This window comes from Thalassospira sp. MCCC 1A01148 (genome assembly GCF_001613795.1).
Classification (GTDB): domain Bacteria; phylum Pseudomonadota; class Alphaproteobacteria; order Rhodospirillales; family Thalassospiraceae; genus Thalassospira.
On the sequence record NZ_LPVZ01000020.1, the window covers coordinates 123,161 to 140,256 of the forward strand.

Annotated in this window: 17 protein-coding genes and 2 tRNA genes; 4 read left to right on the forward strand and 15 right to left on the reverse strand. The window is 53.4% G+C overall.

Annotated elements, in window-relative coordinates:
* Positions 1-7: 7 nt before the first annotated feature.
* From AUQ43_RS10180 to AUQ43_RS20275, 7 genes are all read right to left on the reverse strand, one after another.
* Positions 8-454, reverse strand: a complete 447-nt coding sequence (locus AUQ43_RS10180; protein WP_044828075.1) for an arsenate reductase ArsC — start codon at positions 452-454, stop codon at positions 8-10.
* A 6-nt stretch (positions 455-460) separates the two neighbouring features.
* On the reverse strand, positions 461-937 hold the full coding sequence (locus tag AUQ43_RS10185; protein WP_044828074.1) for a UPF0262 family protein: 477 nt from the start codon (positions 935-937) through the stop codon (positions 461-463).
* Positions 938-980: 43 nt separating this feature from the next.
* Positions 981-2,276 carry a histidinol dehydrogenase gene (gene hisD / locus AUQ43_RS10190; RefSeq protein WP_062956194.1) on the reverse strand — a complete coding sequence of 432 codons (1,296 nt, stop codon included), beginning with the start codon at positions 2,274-2,276 and terminating at the stop codon, positions 981-983.
* Entirely contained in the window at positions 2,266-2,925 is a 660-nt protein-coding gene (gene hisG / locus AUQ43_RS10195; protein ID WP_008891763.1) for an ATP phosphoribosyltransferase, read from the reverse strand. The genes hisD and hisG overlap by 11 nt, the downstream gene beginning before the upstream one ends.
* A gap of 45 nt (positions 2,926-2,970) precedes the next feature.
* Complete coding sequence (gene murA, locus AUQ43_RS10200) at positions 2,971-4,263, reverse strand: UDP-N-acetylglucosamine 1-carboxyvinyltransferase (protein WP_062956195.1); 1,293 nt, start codon at positions 4,261-4,263, stop codon at positions 2,971-2,973.
* A gap of 81 nt (positions 4,264-4,344) precedes the next feature.
* On the reverse strand, positions 4,345-4,899 hold the full coding sequence (gene dcd, locus AUQ43_RS10205; RefSeq protein WP_062956196.1) for a dCTP deaminase: 555 nt from the start codon (positions 4,897-4,899) through the stop codon (positions 4,345-4,347).
* 130 nt (positions 4,900-5,029) lie between these two features.
* The gene (locus AUQ43_RS20275; RefSeq protein ID WP_157088451.1) at positions 5,030-5,191 is read right to left on the reverse strand and encodes a hypothetical protein; all 162 of its coding nucleotides are present in this window, start codon (positions 5,189-5,191) and stop codon (positions 5,030-5,032) included.
* A 201-nt stretch (positions 5,192-5,392) separates the two neighbouring features.
* Between AUQ43_RS20275 and AUQ43_RS10210 the strand changes: the two genes are divergently transcribed.
* Together AUQ43_RS10210 and AUQ43_RS10215 are read left to right on the forward strand one after the other, a co-directional pair.
* Positions 5,393-5,467, forward strand: a tRNA-Thr gene (locus AUQ43_RS10210).
* 27 nt (positions 5,468-5,494) lie between these two features.
* Positions 5,495-5,569: transfer RNA gene (locus AUQ43_RS10215), tRNA-Thr, on the forward strand.
* Between the two features lie 42 nt (positions 5,570-5,611).
* On the opposite strand, the gene AUQ43_RS10220 is transcribed toward AUQ43_RS10215, so the two are convergent.
* Both AUQ43_RS10220 and AUQ43_RS10225 read right to left on the reverse strand, forming a co-directional pair.
* On the reverse strand, positions 5,612-7,201 hold the full coding sequence (locus AUQ43_RS10220) for a hypothetical protein (RefSeq protein ID WP_062956197.1): 1,590 nt from the start codon (positions 7,199-7,201) through the stop codon (positions 5,612-5,614).
* Positions 7,202-7,320: 119 nt separating this feature from the next.
* Complete coding sequence (locus tag AUQ43_RS10225; RefSeq protein WP_062956198.1) at positions 7,321-8,352, reverse strand: NAD-dependent epimerase; 1,032 nt, start codon at positions 8,350-8,352, stop codon at positions 7,321-7,323.
* A gap of 234 nt (positions 8,353-8,586) precedes the next feature.
* Between AUQ43_RS10225 and AUQ43_RS10230 the strand changes: the two genes are divergently transcribed.
* Both AUQ43_RS10230 and AUQ43_RS10235 read left to right on the forward strand, forming a co-directional pair.
* Positions 8,587-9,330, forward strand: a complete 744-nt coding sequence (locus AUQ43_RS10230; protein WP_062956199.1) for a putative metalloprotease CJM1_0395 family protein — start codon at positions 8,587-8,589, stop codon at positions 9,328-9,330.
* A gap of 293 nt (positions 9,331-9,623) precedes the next feature.
* Positions 9,624-10,277 (forward strand): response regulator transcription factor, encoded by a 654-nt coding sequence (locus AUQ43_RS10235; protein WP_062956200.1) that lies wholly within the window; start codon positions 9,624-9,626, stop codon positions 10,275-10,277.
* Positions 10,278-10,388: 111 nt separating this feature from the next.
* Here AUQ43_RS10235 and AUQ43_RS10240 read toward each other — a convergent pair whose 3' ends face one another.
* From AUQ43_RS10240 to AUQ43_RS10260, 6 genes are all read right to left on the reverse strand, one after another.
* Positions 10,389-12,353 carry a response regulator gene (locus AUQ43_RS10240; RefSeq protein WP_062956201.1) on the reverse strand — a complete coding sequence of 655 codons (1,965 nt, stop codon included), beginning with the start codon at positions 12,351-12,353 and terminating at the stop codon, positions 10,389-10,391.
* Between the two features lie 89 nt (positions 12,354-12,442).
* Positions 12,443-13,441 (reverse strand): MDR family oxidoreductase, encoded by a 999-nt coding sequence (locus AUQ43_RS10245; RefSeq protein WP_062956202.1) that lies wholly within the window; start codon positions 13,439-13,441, stop codon positions 12,443-12,445.
* A gap of 99 nt (positions 13,442-13,540) precedes the next feature.
* Positions 13,541-13,921, reverse strand: coding sequence for a YkvA family protein (locus AUQ43_RS10250; RefSeq protein ID WP_232310651.1), 381 nt, complete (start codon positions 13,919-13,921; stop codon positions 13,541-13,543).
* A complete protein-coding gene (locus AUQ43_RS20280; protein ID WP_157088453.1) occupies positions 13,918-14,091 on the reverse strand; it encodes a hypothetical protein in 174 nt (57 codons plus the stop codon). The genes AUQ43_RS10250 and AUQ43_RS20280 overlap by 4 nt, the downstream gene beginning before the upstream one ends.
* A gap of 188 nt (positions 14,092-14,279) precedes the next feature.
* Positions 14,280-16,052, reverse strand: coding sequence for an asparagine synthase (glutamine-hydrolyzing) (gene asnB / locus AUQ43_RS10255; protein ID WP_062956204.1), 1,773 nt, complete (start codon positions 16,050-16,052; stop codon positions 14,280-14,282).
* Positions 16,052-17,077, reverse strand: a complete 1,026-nt coding sequence (locus AUQ43_RS10260; protein WP_062956205.1) for a glycosyltransferase — start codon at positions 17,075-17,077, stop codon at positions 16,052-16,054. Before AUQ43_RS10260 ends, asnB begins: the two co-directional genes overlap by 1 nt.
* Between the last annotated feature and the right edge of the window lie 19 nt (positions 17,078-17,096).

Genomic DNA, 17,096 nt, shown 5'->3' on the forward strand with positions numbered 1-17,096 from the left:
CACCCGGTCAGACTTTTGGCGCAGGCCCGATTGGAAAACGATCAAGAATGCGCTTTTTAATCTGATCACGTACCTGGCGATAGGCTTCCAGACGGATTTCACGTGAACCTTCGACAATCGTGGCATCAAATGTATTCCAGAATTCCACGTCGCACGCCATCGTGCGGGTCATTTCGACCGCACGGTGCTGGGCCTCAGGGGACATGGTGATGATCAGATCAAAGAAGCCGTCTTCAAGCTGATCAAAGGTTTTGGAATTGTATGAGGAAATATCAAGACCGATTTCCTCCATTACCGCGACGGCAAAGCCATCAAGGTCACCGGCACGCACCCCGCAACTTTCAACATAAATGCGGGTCCCGTGATAGTGACGCATCAGGGCAGCAGCCATCACCGAACGCACGGCATTGTAGCTGCAGGCAAAAAGAACCGAGCCGGGAAGTTCTTCTGCCACCGTGCCTTAACCCCGGATGTGAAGGACACAAATCAGCGTAAACAGGCGACGGGCGGTATTTTCATCAATCGTCACCTTGTCGGCAAGCAGTTCGCGCAGCTGTTCGGACCCTTCATTGTGAAGACCGCGACGCGCCATATCGATGGTTTCGATCTGGGCAGCGCTGGCCTTTTTGATGGCGTCATAATAGCTTTCGCAGATCATGAAATAGTCTTTGACGATCCGGCGAAATGGCGAAAGCGGCACGGGAATGGTGGTGAGGTTTTCGGTATCATCATCGCCGCGCACATCCATATAGATGCGATTGTCTTCGATGCGCATATGCACCGAATACGGCCCTTCAAACCCGCCTGCGGGTTCGAAATGGTTTTCTTCCAGAAGGTCATAGATCGCTACCGCCTGCTCGTGCTCGACCTCAGGACGGCGCCTTACCTTGTATTTCTCGTCAAGATAGATACCGGCAATACACTGGTTTTCTGCCATGGCTCTCTCCCTGCGGTCCCCTCACACGCTGCATTGCAACAGCTTACATCTGGTTTGACCGGATCGCTACCGAAAGTCCATGTGCCTGCAGACCTTCGCTTTCTGCAAGGGCGATTGCCGCCGGTCCGATCTTTGCCAGACTTTCGGGTGTGCACTTGATCAGCGATGACCGCTTGATGAAGTCCAGAACCCCAAGGCCGGACGAGAACCGCGCCGAACGCGCCGTTGGCAGCACATGGTTCGGCCCGGCAACATAGTCGCCAATGGCTTCGGGGGTGTAACGGCCCAGGAAAATCGCACCGGCATGGTGAATCTCTTCTGCCAGTGCATCCGGGTCGTCGACCGCCAGCTCCAGATGTTCCGGTGCGATCCGATCCACAAGGGCCGGAGCCTGCGACAGATTTTCGACCAAAACAATTGCACCAAAGTCGCGCCAGCTTGCGCCCGCGATTTCTGCACGCGGCAGGGTTTCCAGATGCACATCAATCGCCACCTGCACCTGATCGGCAAAACCTGCGTCATCCGTGATGAGGATGGATTGCGCCACCGGATCATGTTCGGCCTGCGACAACAGGTCGGCGGCCACCCAGCTTGGATCGTTGCTGCCATCGGCAACGACGAGAATTTCAGAAGGCCCGGCAATCATGTCGATACCGACCTGACCAAATACGCGGCGTTTTGCGGCCGCGACGAACGCGTTTCCGGGACCAACGATCTTGTCGACAGGCTTGATGGTGTCCGTACCATAGGCAAGCGCCGCAATCGCCTGTGCGCCGCCAATCCGGTAAATCTCGTCAACGCCGGCAATACGGGCGGCGGCCAGAACCAGCGGGTTCATTTTGTTATCGGGGGTCGGCACCACCATGACAAGGCGCTCAACGCCGGCAACCTTTGCCGGAATGGCATTCATCAGAACCGACGACGGATAGGATGCCAGACCACCCGGCACATAAAGACCTGCCGCAGATACGGCACGCCAGCGCCAGCCCAGCTCAACGCCGCTTTCATCGGTGTAACGTTCATCGGTGGGCATTTGCTTTTCGTGATAGGCACGAATGCGCGTTGCGGCCAGTTCCAGCGACTTCAGAAGGTCTGCATCAATCTCGCCTATGGCCGCATCAACTTCGGCGGCGGTTACCGCCATGCCTGAAGCGTCGATATTCAGGCGGTCAAAGCGATTGGTATATTCACAAACCGCTTCGTCACCACGTGTGCGAACATCATCGATAATATTGGCAACGGCCGCATCGACATCTGCATCGGATTCCCGCTTCATGCCCAGAAGCTTGACGAAATCTTCCTCAAAACTTGCGTCAGTAGTGGAAAGCTTAAGCGGCATTGAGTACCTCGGAAAAACGGTCGATCCAGGGCTGGATATCAGTCGGGCGGGTTTTGAGCGCTGCACGATTGACGATCAAACGCGATGTCACATCGGCAACATGTTCGATTTCACGCAAACCATTGGCCTTGAGCGTATTACCCGTCGAAACAAGGTCAACGATACGACGGCACAGGCCAAGTGTCGGTGCCAGCTCCATCGCGCCATTTAGTTTGATGCATTCGGCCTGTACACCGCGTTTGGCGAAATGGGTGCGCGTAATGTTCGGGTATTTGGTTGCCACACGAACGTGCGACCAGCGCGACGGATCATCGCCTTCAATCATTTCTTCGGGTTCGGCAACAGCAATCCGGCAATGACCGATATTAAGATCAAGCGGCGCATAGATATCCGGATAGTCAAATTCCATCAGGACATCGTTACCACAGACACCGATATGGGCCGCGCCAAAAGCCACGAAGGTTGCGACGTCAAAGCTGCGCACACGAATGATATCAATATGCGGATGGTTGGTGGCAAACCGAAGAGCACGGGATTTCGGATCATCAAATGCTGCTTCAGGTTCGATCCCGGCGGATCGTACCAGCGGCATCACCTCGTCAAGAATGCGCCCCTTGGGCAGGGCAAGCACCAGCTTTTCGTCACTCATCAATCAGTCGCCTTACGCGTTTTTCAGTTATCCGGTGGTCAAAAATCAGGCGGGAACCCGGACACGTTCGATCTGCGCCCCACAGGAGCTAAGTTTTTCTTCAAGCCGCTCATAACCGCGGTCCAGATGGTAAACACGGTTAATAACCGTCTCACCTTCGGCTGCCAAGCCTGCAAGCACCATCGAAACGGAGGCACGAAGATCAGTTGCCATAACTTCGGCACCGGAAAGCTTCGCACTGCCGCGCACAATCGCCGAACGACCATGCACGTTAACATCCGCGCCCATACGGCTGAGTTCCGGGACATGCATGAAGCGGTTTTCAAAAATTGTTTCGGTGATCATGGATGCACCGTTGGCCACCGACATCAGCGCCATGAACTGCGCCTGCATATCGGTCGGGAAACCGGGATAGGGTTCGGTCATGACATCGACGCCCTTAAGCGTCGCGCGGTTGCCACGGACCTTCATGCCGTCTTCGGTCTCTTCGATTTCAACACCTGCTGCCCGCATGGCGTCAACAAGGCTGTCGATCAGCTCAAGGCGCGTGCCGGTAAGTTCGATTTCGCCACCGGTGATGGCGGCGGCAATCGCGTAGGTGCCGGTTTCGATACGATCCGGCACAACTGAATATTCCGCACCATGCAGGCGCGGCTTACCGGTGACCTTCAGGGTGTCAGTACCGATGCCTTCGATTTCGGCACCCATGGCGACAAGACAATGGGCCAGGTCGGAAACTTCGGGTTCACGCGCCGCATTGCCAATCGTTACAACACCATCGGCAAGCGATGCGGCCATCAGGGCATTTTCCGTCGCGCCGACCGAAACCTGCGGGAACAGGATGTGCCCACCTTTAAGGCCCTCGGGTGCACGGGCTTCGATGTAACCCTCCGTCAGGTGAATTTCTGCGCCCATGGCTTCCAGCGCCTTAAGATGCAGATCAACCGGGCGGTTACCAATCGCACATCCACCAGGAAGCGACACACGCGCAACACCGCAGCGTGCGACAATCGGCCCCAGTACCAGAACAGAGGCGCGCATTTTGCGCACCAGATCGTATGGCGCCGTGGTCGAGGTGATTTCCTTGGCAGTCATTTCCAGAACGCGACCATTGTGCCCACCATTGGGTGCATGCCCGTTCAGATGTAACGCCACACCATGCTGTGCCAGAAGGTTGGCCATCGAGGTGATGTCTGCCAGATGCGGCAGGTTCGATAACGTCAGCGTTTCATCTGTCAGCAGGGCTGCTGCCATCAAGGGCAAAGCCGCGTTCTTGGCCCCGCCGATTGCAATTTTGCCCTGCAGCCGGCGACCACCGGAAATCTTGATCTTGTCCATTCAGTCCTCTTTGTGCTGTGCGCATTGGCACAGCAAACGCGTGTCTCGGTGGTTCACCACCAGATTTGTGCCATCCCTTTATCACAGGCGCGGCAATGTGACACCTTTTTGGCCCATATATTTCCCTGCACGGTCCGCATAGGAGGTATCGCATTCACTTTCCGCCTTAAGGAAGATGAACTGACAGGCCCCTTCATTGGCATAAATGCGCGCCGGAAGCGGTGTTGTATTGGAAAACTCAAGCGTCACATGCCCTTCCCATTCGGGTTCAAGCGGCGTGACATTGACGATGATGCCACAACGGGCATAAGTCGATTTCCCCAAACAGATCACCAGCGTATCGCGCGGGATACGGAAATATTCCACGGTGCGCGCCAGGGCAAAACTGTTGGGCGGGATCACGCAGACGTCGGTCTGGCGATTGACAAACCCGTCATCGGAAAATTCCTTGGGATCGACGATGGCCGAGTCGACATTGGTGAAAATCTTGAACTCGTCAGCGACGCGTGCGTCATAGCCGTACGAGCTGACACCATAGGAAATCACACCATCGCGTTTGAAACCGTCGACAAACGGTTCGATCATACCTTTTTCCTGCGCCATCTGGCGTATCCAGTGATCCGGTCTTACCGACATAGTGCCACCCCTGTTTTTGCGAAAATCCCAACCACGTTCAGCACCCAAGGTTTTACCCGCCCGCTGGCCTCAAGATCAACCAAACGATGCACGCGTCCATCAAAGCGAAGGTGAAAAATGACGCGCGTGATCAGTCCTCAGATTTTTCGTCTGCGGCCGAAGCTTTGGGATCGCTTTTGCGTGAGCGTTGCTGTTGCTTGCGCTTGGCCAGGTTGGCACGCAGGGCTTCGGCTTCGCGTTTTAAACGTTCCTCGTTTACGGCCGGACGCATGTCAGATTTCTTGGCAGTCATGGTGCAATCAAAGTTCCGTCAGATTTATGCGGGTTTGAGCGATTGGCCTGTTATAAAACAGCGCGCGAAAAATTACAGCCGATCTTGACGAAAACAGGGCGAAAAGGCCTGCGACGGGAACAATCGAAAAACTTCGCATAATTCAGGCTTGACCAATTGCAGATACGTGGCCTATAACCCGCCCGCACCGCAAGGGCTCATGCTGCTGTAGCTCAGGGGTAGAGCACTCCCTTGGTAAGGGAGAGGCCGGGAGTTCAAATCTCCCCAGCAGCACCATTGCCCATCGGTCAGCCTGTTTATCGGGCTGCTGTAGCTCAGGGGTAGAGCACTCCCTTGGTAAGGGAGAGGCCGGGAGTTCAAATCTCCCCAGCAGCACCATTTTCCAATCTATCCCGCTTTTACACGCAAACGACTACTGCGCTACATTAGGTAGTTGATGGTAAAAAAGCGCATTCTGTGAAGTGCGCTTACAAGTATGCTGATAGCCAGCAGCGGAATAAGGACAGTTGGGCACCCAATCGCCCACAAGTAAGTCTCCCTGCCAGCATTCAAAAGTGCAAGACCAAAGTCCTTACGTCGATCAATGATCTCAATAGCCGTGGCGCCAAATATGGTTCCGACCAGCATCGTTGTTACGGCCAAGCCTCCTGACAGTCCCGGCGATTTTCCGTCGACAAAGAAAAAATACACAAACACAAAGAAACCGGCGAGAACGGCATCTGAATACGACTTTTCCCAGCGACCACGAAGTTTTGCGAACAAACCAACCAAAGCAATGGCGGTCAAAGAACTGAAAATGATAAGGTCGAAGGCCTGCAAATCAAGCAAGTCCCGATAGCCCCATAGCAACGGCATCAACATTCCCAAAACCCATGCCAGAAGGGCTATAAACAGAAGAAAAACTGCATTGTAGACCACCGAACAAACGTACGCAGTTAAGCTGTAAGAAAAATCGGCAGATCGTGTCGGACCGCTACCTTTGTGCTGGAACTGGAGAGCAGCGGAAAAACAGGCAAACGTGAAAACAAAAAACAATGCGTCTGAAATTATCGCCCCCAGAAGAATCACCGGAAGCATTAGATAAACCAACACATAACACAACTTTTTGTGACTTTCGCGTCGACTGCGTCCTTCGGTCTCAAGTATCCGGGCCAGCAAAAGAGGAAGGGACAAGCCCCCCAGCAAGGTCAACAAGAACCCAATATGACCCAACTCGACCCTGTCGCCAATGAGACCGATCAGAACCAATAAGAAAACGAATGATTGCTTTCGCCAATAGAGATTTTGGCTATTCACGGGGCGGAAAATCGCGTGGGACAAACTTGCCTGCGTTGAGACCCATGCAAGGGCACGTCTTTTGAATTTGTATCCAAGTTCGATTTGGTCTGCTCGCCACGCCAACAAACATATCGGAAACATAATAAAGAAAACCGCAGACAGTGGCAACCATGCGCCTTCCTGGCTCAACCAATAAGCCGATACATACAACGGCACATTCCAATCATCCCCAAGTAAGACTTCTGCAACGACAGGCACAGTCAAACAAAGAGCAATGAACAGGAGTATTCTTTTCGCGTAAAGTCTTCGAGTCAGTTGGATGAAAAGGCAGCTGAGAACAATTGAAAGCCATAACCACGAAAGGTCCACTTCGTTCATGGAAGAAGGGAAATCCTGTATCAGTTGATACCAAAGCAATGCTGCGGCAATACAGCCAACCAGACCATACAAGGCATCTCGCCGGGTGGGATGAGTTGAAAACGAATAGAACCAGAAGCCCAATATCAATGAAAAGGTAAAACCAAAAACACTTACGGTTGCCGAGTGTGATCGCCCCAAAAGAACATCGGTCCAATTAATATCGAACGCGTGCAATATGCCTGCGCCCTCAATAACGGCACAGATGGTCCAAAAAACCGACAAACTGGCAAAGAAACCTGACGTGAATTTGTGGGCCGGTTTGCCCAGCCATAAAGATGCTTTGTCTGTATGTGAGCTCGTTTTCGAACGCATCCCTGCCACCTGCAATCTGAAGTTGTTCAGATAATCGAAGACAGGCAATGAACCTGCAACGAAAAAGTGGTCAGCTCGAAACTATGAATTCACGGTTACAGTTCAAACCTCTGGGCCGTTCATCCGTAGAAACGGCGATACCATTCCACGAAATTGCCAATACCGGTTTCAATTGAAGTGGCTGGTTTGAAACCGACGGCATCGGTCAGCGCATCAACATCGGCATAGGTTGCCGGAACGTCGCCATCCTGCATCGGCAGCATGTTTTTCTCTGCCGTTTTGCCAAGCGCCTTCTCGATCGTTTCGATCATATACATCAGCTCCACCGGGTTGTTATTGCCGATATTAAACACCCGATAAGGTGCCGAGCTGGTTGCGGGATCGGGCTTGGCCGAGTTCCAGTCCGGGTTCGGCTGGGCGACCGTCGAAATGCAGCGATAGACCCCTTCGACGATATCATCGATATATGTGAAGTCGCGGCGCATCCTGCCTTCGTTAAAGACATTGATCGGCTTGCCTTCAAGTATCGCCTTGGTGAACAGGAACAACGCCATATCCGGGCGTCCCCAAGGACCGTAAACCGTAAAGAAACGAAGGCCGGTGGTCGGCAAGCGATAGAGATGGCTGTAGGTATGGGCCATCAGTTCATTGGCTTTTTTCGATGCCGCATACAAGCTTATCGGATGATCGACATTGTGATGAACGGAGAACGGCATTTCCGTATTCATGCCATAGACCGAGCTGCTGGATGCGTAAACAAGATGCTTCACATTGTTGTGGCGACATCCTTCGAGGATATTGGTGAAGCCAACAAGATTGGCATCGATATAGGCATGCGGATTTTCAATCGAGTAGCGTACCCCTGCCTGAGCGGCCAGATTGACCACATAGGTCGGCTTTTCAGTGGCGAACAGATCGGCTATGCCTTCGCGGTTTTCGAGGTCCATTCGGACGAACTTGTAACCGGGCTTGCCTTCCAGCCGTGCAAGGCGCGCTTCCTTGAGGTTCACGTCATAATAGTCATTGACGTTATCAAGCCCGACAACGGTCGCCCCTTGTTCCAGCAATTTCAGGCAAAGATGGGAACCGATAAAACCGGCAGCACCGGTGACGAGTACTTTTTCATCGGCCGGAATGATAAAGTCGGACATGCGCGTCAGAATTCCTGATTGAATCACACTTTGGGACGCTTGCTGCGCCACTGGAACGTTTGGAATTTCTGATACCAGCAAGGGTACACATGCGCAAGCCATCAACCGCCACAATATGCGTGCGAGATGGTGGAAATCAGACCCTGAATCGTAATCCGAGACTCAAGACAGCTTTTCTGGTATCGTATGCTTCTTTTCCATTTCGGTTTTGAACGTAATACGACGTAGCGACAGATGATTTCAGCAGGTCAAACCATAGCCAATCCAAATGGAGGCGGACTGGGCGTTATCCTGAATGTTCGGGAAATCGCGCAAACCGCTGATGGGCGTGTGCTGGCTGAGTATGAAGCTGTCCAACTTCAACGCCAAGGCGGCAACGCCACAAACCAGTCACCCTATTCTGTCGCAGGTTCCGGGTCGGACAGTGCACGTAAGCGCATTGTTGATCCGCGCACACTGACCGAAGCACAGGCTGTTGCCGGTGGGGTAAGCCGCGCGGAATACCGCGAAGCTGTGGAAGCCAACGAAAAGAATAACAGCTCGCAAGGCAACAATTCAGCCGGCCGTGACCTCGACACGGCAGAGGAAGCTGTGGTTAATCAACTCCGGGCCCGTGATTCTGCTGTACGCCAAGAAGAAGAAGCTCATGCAGCGGCAGCCGGTCCATATGGCTCCGCACCGCAATATACCTATCAGGTTGGACCAGATGGCAACGCCTATGCTATTGGTGGACATGTTGATGTCAGCGTTTCTGTTTCCGGCACTGCAGCAGATCGCGACCGGGCGCTGGCCACATTGCAAAATGCGGCACTCGCACCCAACGCACCGTCAGGAGCCGACATGGCTGCTTTCCGGCAGGCCAGCCTGCAAAGAGCAACCGCTGATGGTATGGAAATAAACGGTACTACCAAAGAATCCGCAGAAGTCGATGAGACATCTCGTAACGGCGCACGACAGAACCTTTCAATCACTGTCTAATTTTGCTCTCACGGTTCCTTCCAACCCTCTGATATACTATTCAACGTGCGAATGAACACTTACCCTTGCGCCAATGCACCTATTCAGATGGATAGCCACCGAAATCAAAAACTATCCTGCCGTTTGACAGGGGCACGGTTTTGTTGAATGCTGCGCTCGCGTCCGGGGGGGGACGCTTGGATTGAAAATATCAGAATCGCGCGAATTCGTATCTCTAGTACGGATCGCGTTTCCGGGGCCACTCTTCCCATTTTTGGTAGTGAGCTTTGGACAAGAACAGGTACGGCATAAAAATGAACATCCTGCTAGCAGACGATCATGACCTCGTCAGAGACGGGATCACTTCCTTCCTAAAACTCGCAGCGCCGGAAGTAGAAGTCGCGCAGGCGAAAGACTTCGCAGAAGCACTTTCTGTTGTTGATGGTGAAGGCAATGTCGATCTGACAATCCTGGACCTGAACATGCCCGGCATGAATGGATTGTCCGGGTTGACTGTCATGCGCCAGAAGCACCCGGAAATTCCGGTCGTCATCCTGTCGGGCTCCGTCAAGCGAAGTGATGTTCTAAACGCGCTGGAACATGGCGCGTCTGGTTATCTGCCAAAAACACTTTCGGGCAAATCGCTGATCAATGCACTGCGCTTGATACTCTCTGGTGAAAAATACATACCATCTGCCTTGCTGGAAGATGATGGCACACAAATTCGCCCCGGTGAGATCGATCTCGACGGCCTGGCACCGGACAATCCCTTGCGCCAGCTCACAAATCGTGAACGTGAAGTCCTCGGGCTTCTTACCAAGGGGCTTTCCAACAAGGAAATCGCCAAGCAGCTCACCGTTCGGGAAATCACCGTCAAGGTGCACCTGACAGGGATCTTTAAAAAGCTGGGCGCTGCCAACCGCACGCAAGCGGTTAAAATTGCCATGCAGTTGGGCTGGGAAGCCTGATCGCAGTCAACACCAGCGACAAAACACGACAAAGCCCGGCTTGCTGCCGGGCTTTTTCTTTGCGCACATTACTTTATGAGCTTTTCGTGTGGCTCAATCCAGCCTTGACGGTTACACCGCAAACACCTCGCAAAGCTCATCAAGTGTTGCCAGAAGCTCTCTGAGGTTAAGTGGCTTGGACATCACCATGACGGGTGCGTCAGAGCCCTCTTCATCTTCGACAGGTTTTTCGGCATCCCCGGGGTGACCTGTCATGACGATGACCGGCAATGCGGGATTCCGTTCGCGGAGCTCCCTGACCAGCGAGTTACCATCCATTTGCGGCATACGAATGTCGGTAATCAGGATATCAGGCTGGAAAACACCGGCCAGTGCCAGTGCGTCTTCCCCATTGCTTGCTGCAGATACATTGAAACCCTGTGCCTCCAGGTATCCGGATATGATTTCCATGGCATCAAGTTCGTCATCGACGACAAGAACGCGGATATTGCCACGTGCCTTCGCATTGGTCGGCAGACTGGACAACCAACCATTATCGAGCATGCTCTCTGAGATCGCGTCGTCTTCGGTAACACCGATATCAACAAGCGGAAGGGTGATTTCAAAACACGCGCCATCCCCCTCGTTGCGTACATCAATGCGACCGCCCATCGCCTCCACGATGCCGAAACTGACAGACAGGCCAAGCCCGGTCCCCTTACCGACGTCCTTGGTCGTGAAGAATGGATGGAACAACAGGTCAATGGCGGCTTCAGGTACACCGCCACCATTATCATTGACCGCCAGTTTCAATGTTTTTCCGGCGTCGTCGATCATTGCGCTGACACGGATCAGGCCGCCGATGCTTCCGGCGTCATCACCGTTCTCGTTGATCGCATCACGCGCGTTGCTCAGCATGTTGACCAGCACCTGTTCCAGTTGAACCTGCCGCCCATTTACAAAGCAACGTTGCCGAGGCGGCACAACATCAATCGCAATGCCCGACAAGCGACAGTCGTGCTCAACCATGTCCACTGCACGTTCAACCGCTTTCATGACATCAAAAGGTGCAAAATCGTCATCATCTGGGCGGCTGTAAATCTGAAGGTGCTTTATGATCTCGGACATGCGCTCAGTCTGCGAACTGATCAGCGAAAGCCGTTCTTTTTGAAAGGCCGGTTTCACGGCGTTGAGCTCATACTGCAAGGCACAGGTATCTGCTGCCATGCGGATCACATTTAGCGGCTGGTTCATTTCGTGGGCAACCGAGGCCGCCATCTCGCCAAGTGTTGCAAGCTTCGAGGTCTGGACCAGCTGGCGTTCGACCTTGCGTTTTTCTGTAACGTCCTCGGCCAACATCAGCATGGCGGGAGCCCCCTCGTGGGTGAAGGCAATGGCCGAGACTTCTAGTTCGACATTCTCACCCTCCGGGCGTTGACAGATAATTGTGAAATCAGCACGCCCCGGATATCCGTTCTGGTAGCGCGAAATATACTCTTCAAGAGTTTCGCGGCTCGAGGGATGGACCATTTCCATGAAGGATCGCCCGACCAGTTTGTCACTGTCACCTGCCCCCAGTATGGTGACACCTTGCTGGTTCATATAGACAATTTCTTCACCACTCAGAACCGAGATCAGTTCTGGCGCGAGCTCGACCAGTTTACGGTAACGTTCTTCACTTTCCTTAAGCGCACGCTCGGCACGTGATCGCTCGATCGCGTAGCGGATCGAACGCCGGATTGTACGACCATCCGGAAATTCCTTGGTCAGGTAGTCTTCAGCACCGTGTTGAAGGGCCTCGAAAGCCAGTTCTTCATCCTTGTGGCCTGTCAGGACCACTACTGGCGCGACATTGGCGCAATTGCGAATGCGACTGATGGTGTCAACGCCCGATGAATCCGGCAATGTCAGATCCAATAGAACCACGTCAAACAATGCCTCTGCACCGTCGCTATTCAGAACAGCCATTGCAGATGCAAGGTCACTTCGATGTTCAACATCAAACGCTTCACCGGTTTCTTCAAGCAGGGTGCGAACAAGAAACGCATCCCCGGGATTATCTTCAACAAGAAGAATTCGAAACCGTTGGTCAGGCATCGTTTTCAATTCCAACTAACAAAAGAACGGGTTTTCAATCGTTAACAGCGGGATTGAAAACCCTTTGATTCTGCATGGTTTTGATGCTGCTAGCAATCCTGAACATCAACAAGCAAACGACCCTTTACCTGACCTTTCAGGATCTTCTCTCCCCACGGAAGAATATCTGAAAGTGCGATCTTGGTCGTTGCCGCTGCCAATTGATCCTTTGGAAGTTCATGCGCCAGTCGCTGCCAGGCGCGAAGGCGCGTGTCATAGGGGCACATTACCGAATCAATGCCGATCAGTTTCACGCCCCGCAACAGGAATGGAATAACCGTTCCGGGCAAGTCTGGTCCACCCGCAAGCCCGCAAGCAGCAACAACCCCATGATACTTCATTTCCGAAAGCACATGGGCAAGGGTGGTGCTGCCAACACTGTCAATCGCCCCGACCCAGCGTTCTGCCAAAAGCGGCTTGCTTGTATCGGTAAGTTCATTTCGGTCAATGATCGTGGTCGCGCCAAGGTCACGCAGATAAGCGTGGGTCTCTTCCCGCCCGGTCGAGGCCGCCACCCGGTATCCAAGCGATGAAAGGATGGAAACAGCAACGGAACCGACACCACCGGCGGCGCCAGTCACAAGCACCTCTCCGTCCTGGTCTTTTGATACACCCTGCTCTTCAAGCGCCATGACGGCCAGCATTGCTGTAAAGCCAGCGGTGCCAATCGCCATCGCCTGCGATGCATCCAGCCCGTCAGGCAACGGCACCAGCCAATCAGACTTTACCCGCGCAAGCTGTCCGTACCCGCCCCAATGCGCCTCACCAACCCGCCAGCCGGTCAGCAAAACATCATCGCCGGGTTTGTAGCGATCATCACTCGATGAAACGACCTCGCCAGAAAAATCAATGCCCGGGACATGCGGATAGTTCCGAACAAGGCGCCCCAAACCATTCAGGACCATGCCGTCCTTATAGTTCAGCGTCGACCATTTGACCCGCACCAGAACCTCACCCTCCGGGAGGTCATCTGTGGTCAAGTCCCTGAATTCTGCTGAAACACCATTTTCGTTCTGGTCTAGCACCAATGCTCGGAATGCTTCACCCATGAGTTCCTCCCGGTCTGATCTGTTCAGATGATCAATCAAGAGTATGGGTCCGGGCGCGATGCGTCAAACACGCACACAACTTTTGCAACGTGGGGAGCTTCAATTTGTCGTGGGGCTATCAACCGGTTCAAACGAGGTATTGGCATCGCCCATAATCGCTATGACAACAACCACGACCAGCAAAATACCGAGATAGATCAGCATCCGGCGTGAGGTTGCCCGGTTTTCCGTATTGTCAGGCACGATTTCACTTTGCACCCCCTTGGGCAGACTTCGGTACGATAGCCACCCCAGAAACGGCACAATCACGAGATCATCGAGCCAACCAAACCCCAACAGAATATCGGGCAACAGATCAATCGGACTGATCAGATAAACCAATCCGGCGATGAGCAACAACTTGGGTTTAAGTGCAACATCCTTGCGCACCAGGGTGCGTAGCAGTTTGGGGATGATCATCCAGGCCGAAGCGTTTTTCACAGATTTTGATCCATCTTATCCGTTTTCAGCGCGCCATAGACAAATTGGGTGAACAACATGGCGCTCCCAAATCTCTTGCGTCCTTGAAGTTTAGTCTTTTTTCCTTTTACTTTCCCCAACCAGCTAGGTTCGGTTGCCCGCTCCTTGCCCATAGTTGTGGCCAGTTTCAATCTATCTCACCCGCAAATTGTTCAGCGGCACCGTCTTCAATGCCAAGCCAACACCGCGCCAAGCACTGTTGGCATTGTCAATTGAGCAAGATACAGCATTTCATGTACCACCTGCATTTCTGCGAATTGACGTTCGCATTTAAGAAATGCGGGAGTAACCTGTGTGGCCCCGTAAAATTTAAGATGCGTTATGTTTGCGATGTGCTTTCGAGTGTTTCAAACACATCTGCACCTGCGGCATGCCCCAGAACATTCGCCTGATGCCAAAGCGCATAAAACAGCAAGTGCCAGCAAGCAGCACCTTCTCGCTTGCCCGCAGTGGTGAAAAGCTTCTCGACCCGACCTTTATCAGCAATCTCGGCAACACCGGCCTGTCGCGCCACCAACGGCCCAAGCTGTTTGCCCTTGCCTGATATCCACTCGGAAACAGGAACGGTGAAACCACGTTTCTTGGCAAAGGGTTCTGCCATAGGTAGGCACCGTTCCAGCCATTTACGCAACAGAAACTTGCCAACCCCTTTTCGGACCTTTAGGCGATCGGGTAGTTGATAGGCGAACTCTGCCACTGCCGGATCAAGGAACGGAGTTCGTCCTTCAAGGCCATGCGCCATCAACATGCGATCAAGCTTGAGTAGCAAATCATTTGGCAGCCAGTCAGAGCAATCGACTGCCTGAGCAATCGAAAGGCGCGAGCGCTTTCCAAGGTTTTCCCGGGTTTCAGAGGCGGCAATACCATCACGCCATCCGTCAAGCACACCGGGACGCAATACATCGATCTTATCAAACGTGCCTTTGGAGCGCATCACACGACCGCCAAGTAAAAAGGGGCGCATGACCGACCGGTACCGACCGTACCCGCCAAACAGCTCGTCACCACCCTCGCCCGACAGCACAACCTTGAAATCGCGCGCGGCTTCCTTGGCAAGCTTATAGGTCGGAAGAATGGCATAATCCGCTGCCGGATCATCCATTCGTGCGGCGACCTCCGGCAATAGCGCCCAGAAGTCCCTCTCGGAAAACATCACTTCGACATGGTTGGCATTGCAAGCCTTGGCGACCTCTCGTGCAAGCTCTCGTTCGTCATGCACGCTACTGGCCTCGAATGCAGCAGTATAGGCTGTTACCGGCCTTTCGTTGAGTCGATGCATCATACCAAGAAGGGATGCACTGTCGACCCCGCCTGACAGGAACATGGCATAGTCGACATCAGATCGTTGATGCAGACGAACTGATTCCTCAAACACCCGATCCCACTCGTAAAGAGCACTATCAAGATTATTCCCGACTGCGCCTGCATCACTGAGAACCTGGCGACGGCGGCGCTCGACGATACGGCCGTTTTTCAAGACGATGGTCTCGCCAGGCAGTAGTCGCTTGATTCCGTCAAGGATCACGTCGGCACCCGTGGTGAATTGCACTTGGAGCAGTTCAGATCGGGCGTCCTCACGAACCTTTCGTCCTACCAGGCCCGCAGCGATCAACGCCTGCGCCTCGGAAGCGAACGCGAAATATTCAGGGGTTTCAACGTAATATATCTGCTTGATACCAAATGGGTCGCGACACAGCACCACCTGATTGTCGATTGCATCGTGAATTGCAAAGGCATACATCCCGCGCAGTTGATCAAAGCCGCCGATGCCGTCGCGTGCAAATATACGAAGGGCTGTTTCACTGTCCGAACGGGTTTTGAATCCGGCTTCGCCAAGATTTTTCCTGAGCTCGAGATAATTGTAAATCTCACCGTTGGCGATCAAAGTACTACCATTTTCGTGGTAAAGCGGCTGATCCCCAGTATTGAGATCGATAATTGCCAAGCGTGTCTGGATGAAACCGACGGGGCCTTTGATAAAGCGCCCGTCACCATCTGGTCCGCGATGCCCCAAAGCATCACGCAAACGATCTAGGATTTCCGGATCAAGGGTTTGCTTGTCCTTGGCGATATAACCGGCAATTCCGCACATTAAGGTGCAACCTCGTCAAAGAAAGCCTTATATCGTTCGACCACGACATCCTCTGTAAAGTTGGCGTCAAATGCCGCACGTCCATTTGCCGACAATGTGTCTGAAAGCGCCTTATCGTCAAGTACTGTACGCAAATCGGACGCCAACGCAGAAACATCTTCAAGCGGAGACAGCAGTCCGCTCTCACCCGCTTTGATCAATTGCACTGGTCCCTGACTGGCTTGTGCGACAACCGGTTTGCCATGCGCCCACGCCTCGATCACCATATTGCCAAGAGGTTCGTGGCGCGAAGACGCGCAAAAGACATCGCACGTGGCAAACAGATTGGCCACGTCGCGGCGCCACCCCAGAAACCGGACACGATCCGCCACGCCACATTCGCCAGACAGTTTTAGAAGCTCATCCCGGAGATCCCCTGCCCCGGCAACCCACAGATAGGCATCGGGCACATCAACCAAGGCACGGATAAGGGTATCGAAACCCTTGTTTTCGTGAAGGCGGCCCAACCCAAGAATTAGCGGCGCGTCGTTTGGAGTGTTGAATTCTGATCGGTTTATCGGAGTACCTGGTTTTGCGTCTACAAAGTTCGGCAGATAATGTGTCCGCGCAGCAGGCCACCCTTCACGCACCAGATAGTCACATATATCGCGCGTGTTACCGATCAGATGATCGCAGTCACGAAAGTTCTTGAGCTTATAATAACCGCCAAGCCGGGCAACTTTGGTGAAATTGCCAGACGGCGTCATCCGGCTGGCACGGTTCATCCAGCTTAGAACGATCTTTGGCTCGTGCTTTTTGATCTGCTGGCGCAATGCCCAAGGCGTTCGGAAATCGAGGCGCCCGCCAAAAGGCAATTCATCAAATGAAACGCCATTTTCGGCGAGAACGCTGTTCCGACCTTCATTCGGCCTGACGATACAATGCTGATCAATCCCGGCCCGCTGAAAACCGCTGGCAAGACGCACAAAGAACTCCTCCGCGCCGCCGTATGGGCTTCCAGCCATGGTTTGCAGCAACGTGGTCATCCGCAGTTCTCCGATGCGT

Excerpts from the sequence above, each read along its gene's own strand:
- hisD (WP_062956194.1), bottom strand. The coding sequence starts at position 2,276 with ATGCCGCTTAAGCTTTCCACTACTGACGCAAGTTTTGAGGAAGATTTC.
- AUQ43_RS10225 (WP_062956198.1), bottom strand. The coding sequence starts at position 8,352 with ATGTCCGACTTTATCATTCCGGCCGATGAAAAAGTACTCGTCACCGGT.
- asnB (WP_062956204.1), bottom strand. The coding sequence starts at position 16,052 with ATGTGCGGAATTGCCGGTTATATCGCCAAGGACAAGCAAACCCTTGAT.
- AUQ43_RS10260 (WP_062956205.1), bottom strand. The coding sequence starts at position 17,077 with ATGACCACGTTGCTGCAAACCATGGCTGGAAGCCCATACGGCGGCGCG.
- AUQ43_RS10235 (WP_062956200.1), top strand. The coding sequence starts at position 9,624 with ATGAACATCCTGCTAGCAGACGATCATGACCTCGTCAGAGACGGGATC.
- AUQ43_RS10245 (WP_062956202.1), bottom strand. The coding sequence starts at position 13,441 with ATGGGTGAAGCATTCCGAGCATTGGTGCTAGACCAGAACGAAAATGGT.
- AUQ43_RS10220 (WP_062956197.1), bottom strand. The coding sequence starts at position 7,201 with ATGCGTTCGAAAACGAGCTCACATACAGACAAAGCATCTTTATGGCTG.
- dcd (WP_062956196.1), bottom strand. The coding sequence starts at position 4,899 with ATGTCGGTAAGACCGGATCACTGGATACGCCAGATGGCGCAGGAAAAA.
- murA (WP_062956195.1), bottom strand. The coding sequence starts at position 4,263 with ATGGACAAGATCAAGATTTCCGGTGGTCGCCGGCTGCAGGGCAAAATT.
- AUQ43_RS10230 (WP_062956199.1), top strand. The coding sequence starts at position 8,587 with ATGATTTCAGCAGGTCAAACCATAGCCAATCCAAATGGAGGCGGACTG.
- hisG (WP_008891763.1), bottom strand. The coding sequence starts at position 2,925 with ATGAGTGACGAAAAGCTGGTGCTTGCCCTGCCCAAGGGGCGCATTCTT.
- AUQ43_RS10240 (WP_062956201.1), bottom strand. The coding sequence starts at position 12,353 with ATGCCTGACCAACGGTTTCGAATTCTTCTTGTTGAAGATAATCCCGGG.
- AUQ43_RS10185 (WP_044828074.1), bottom strand. The coding sequence starts at position 937 with ATGGCAGAAAACCAGTGTATTGCCGGTATCTATCTTGACGAGAAATAC.
- AUQ43_RS20275 (WP_157088451.1), bottom strand. The coding sequence starts at position 5,191 with ATGACTGCCAAGAAATCTGACATGCGTCCGGCCGTAAACGAGGAACGT.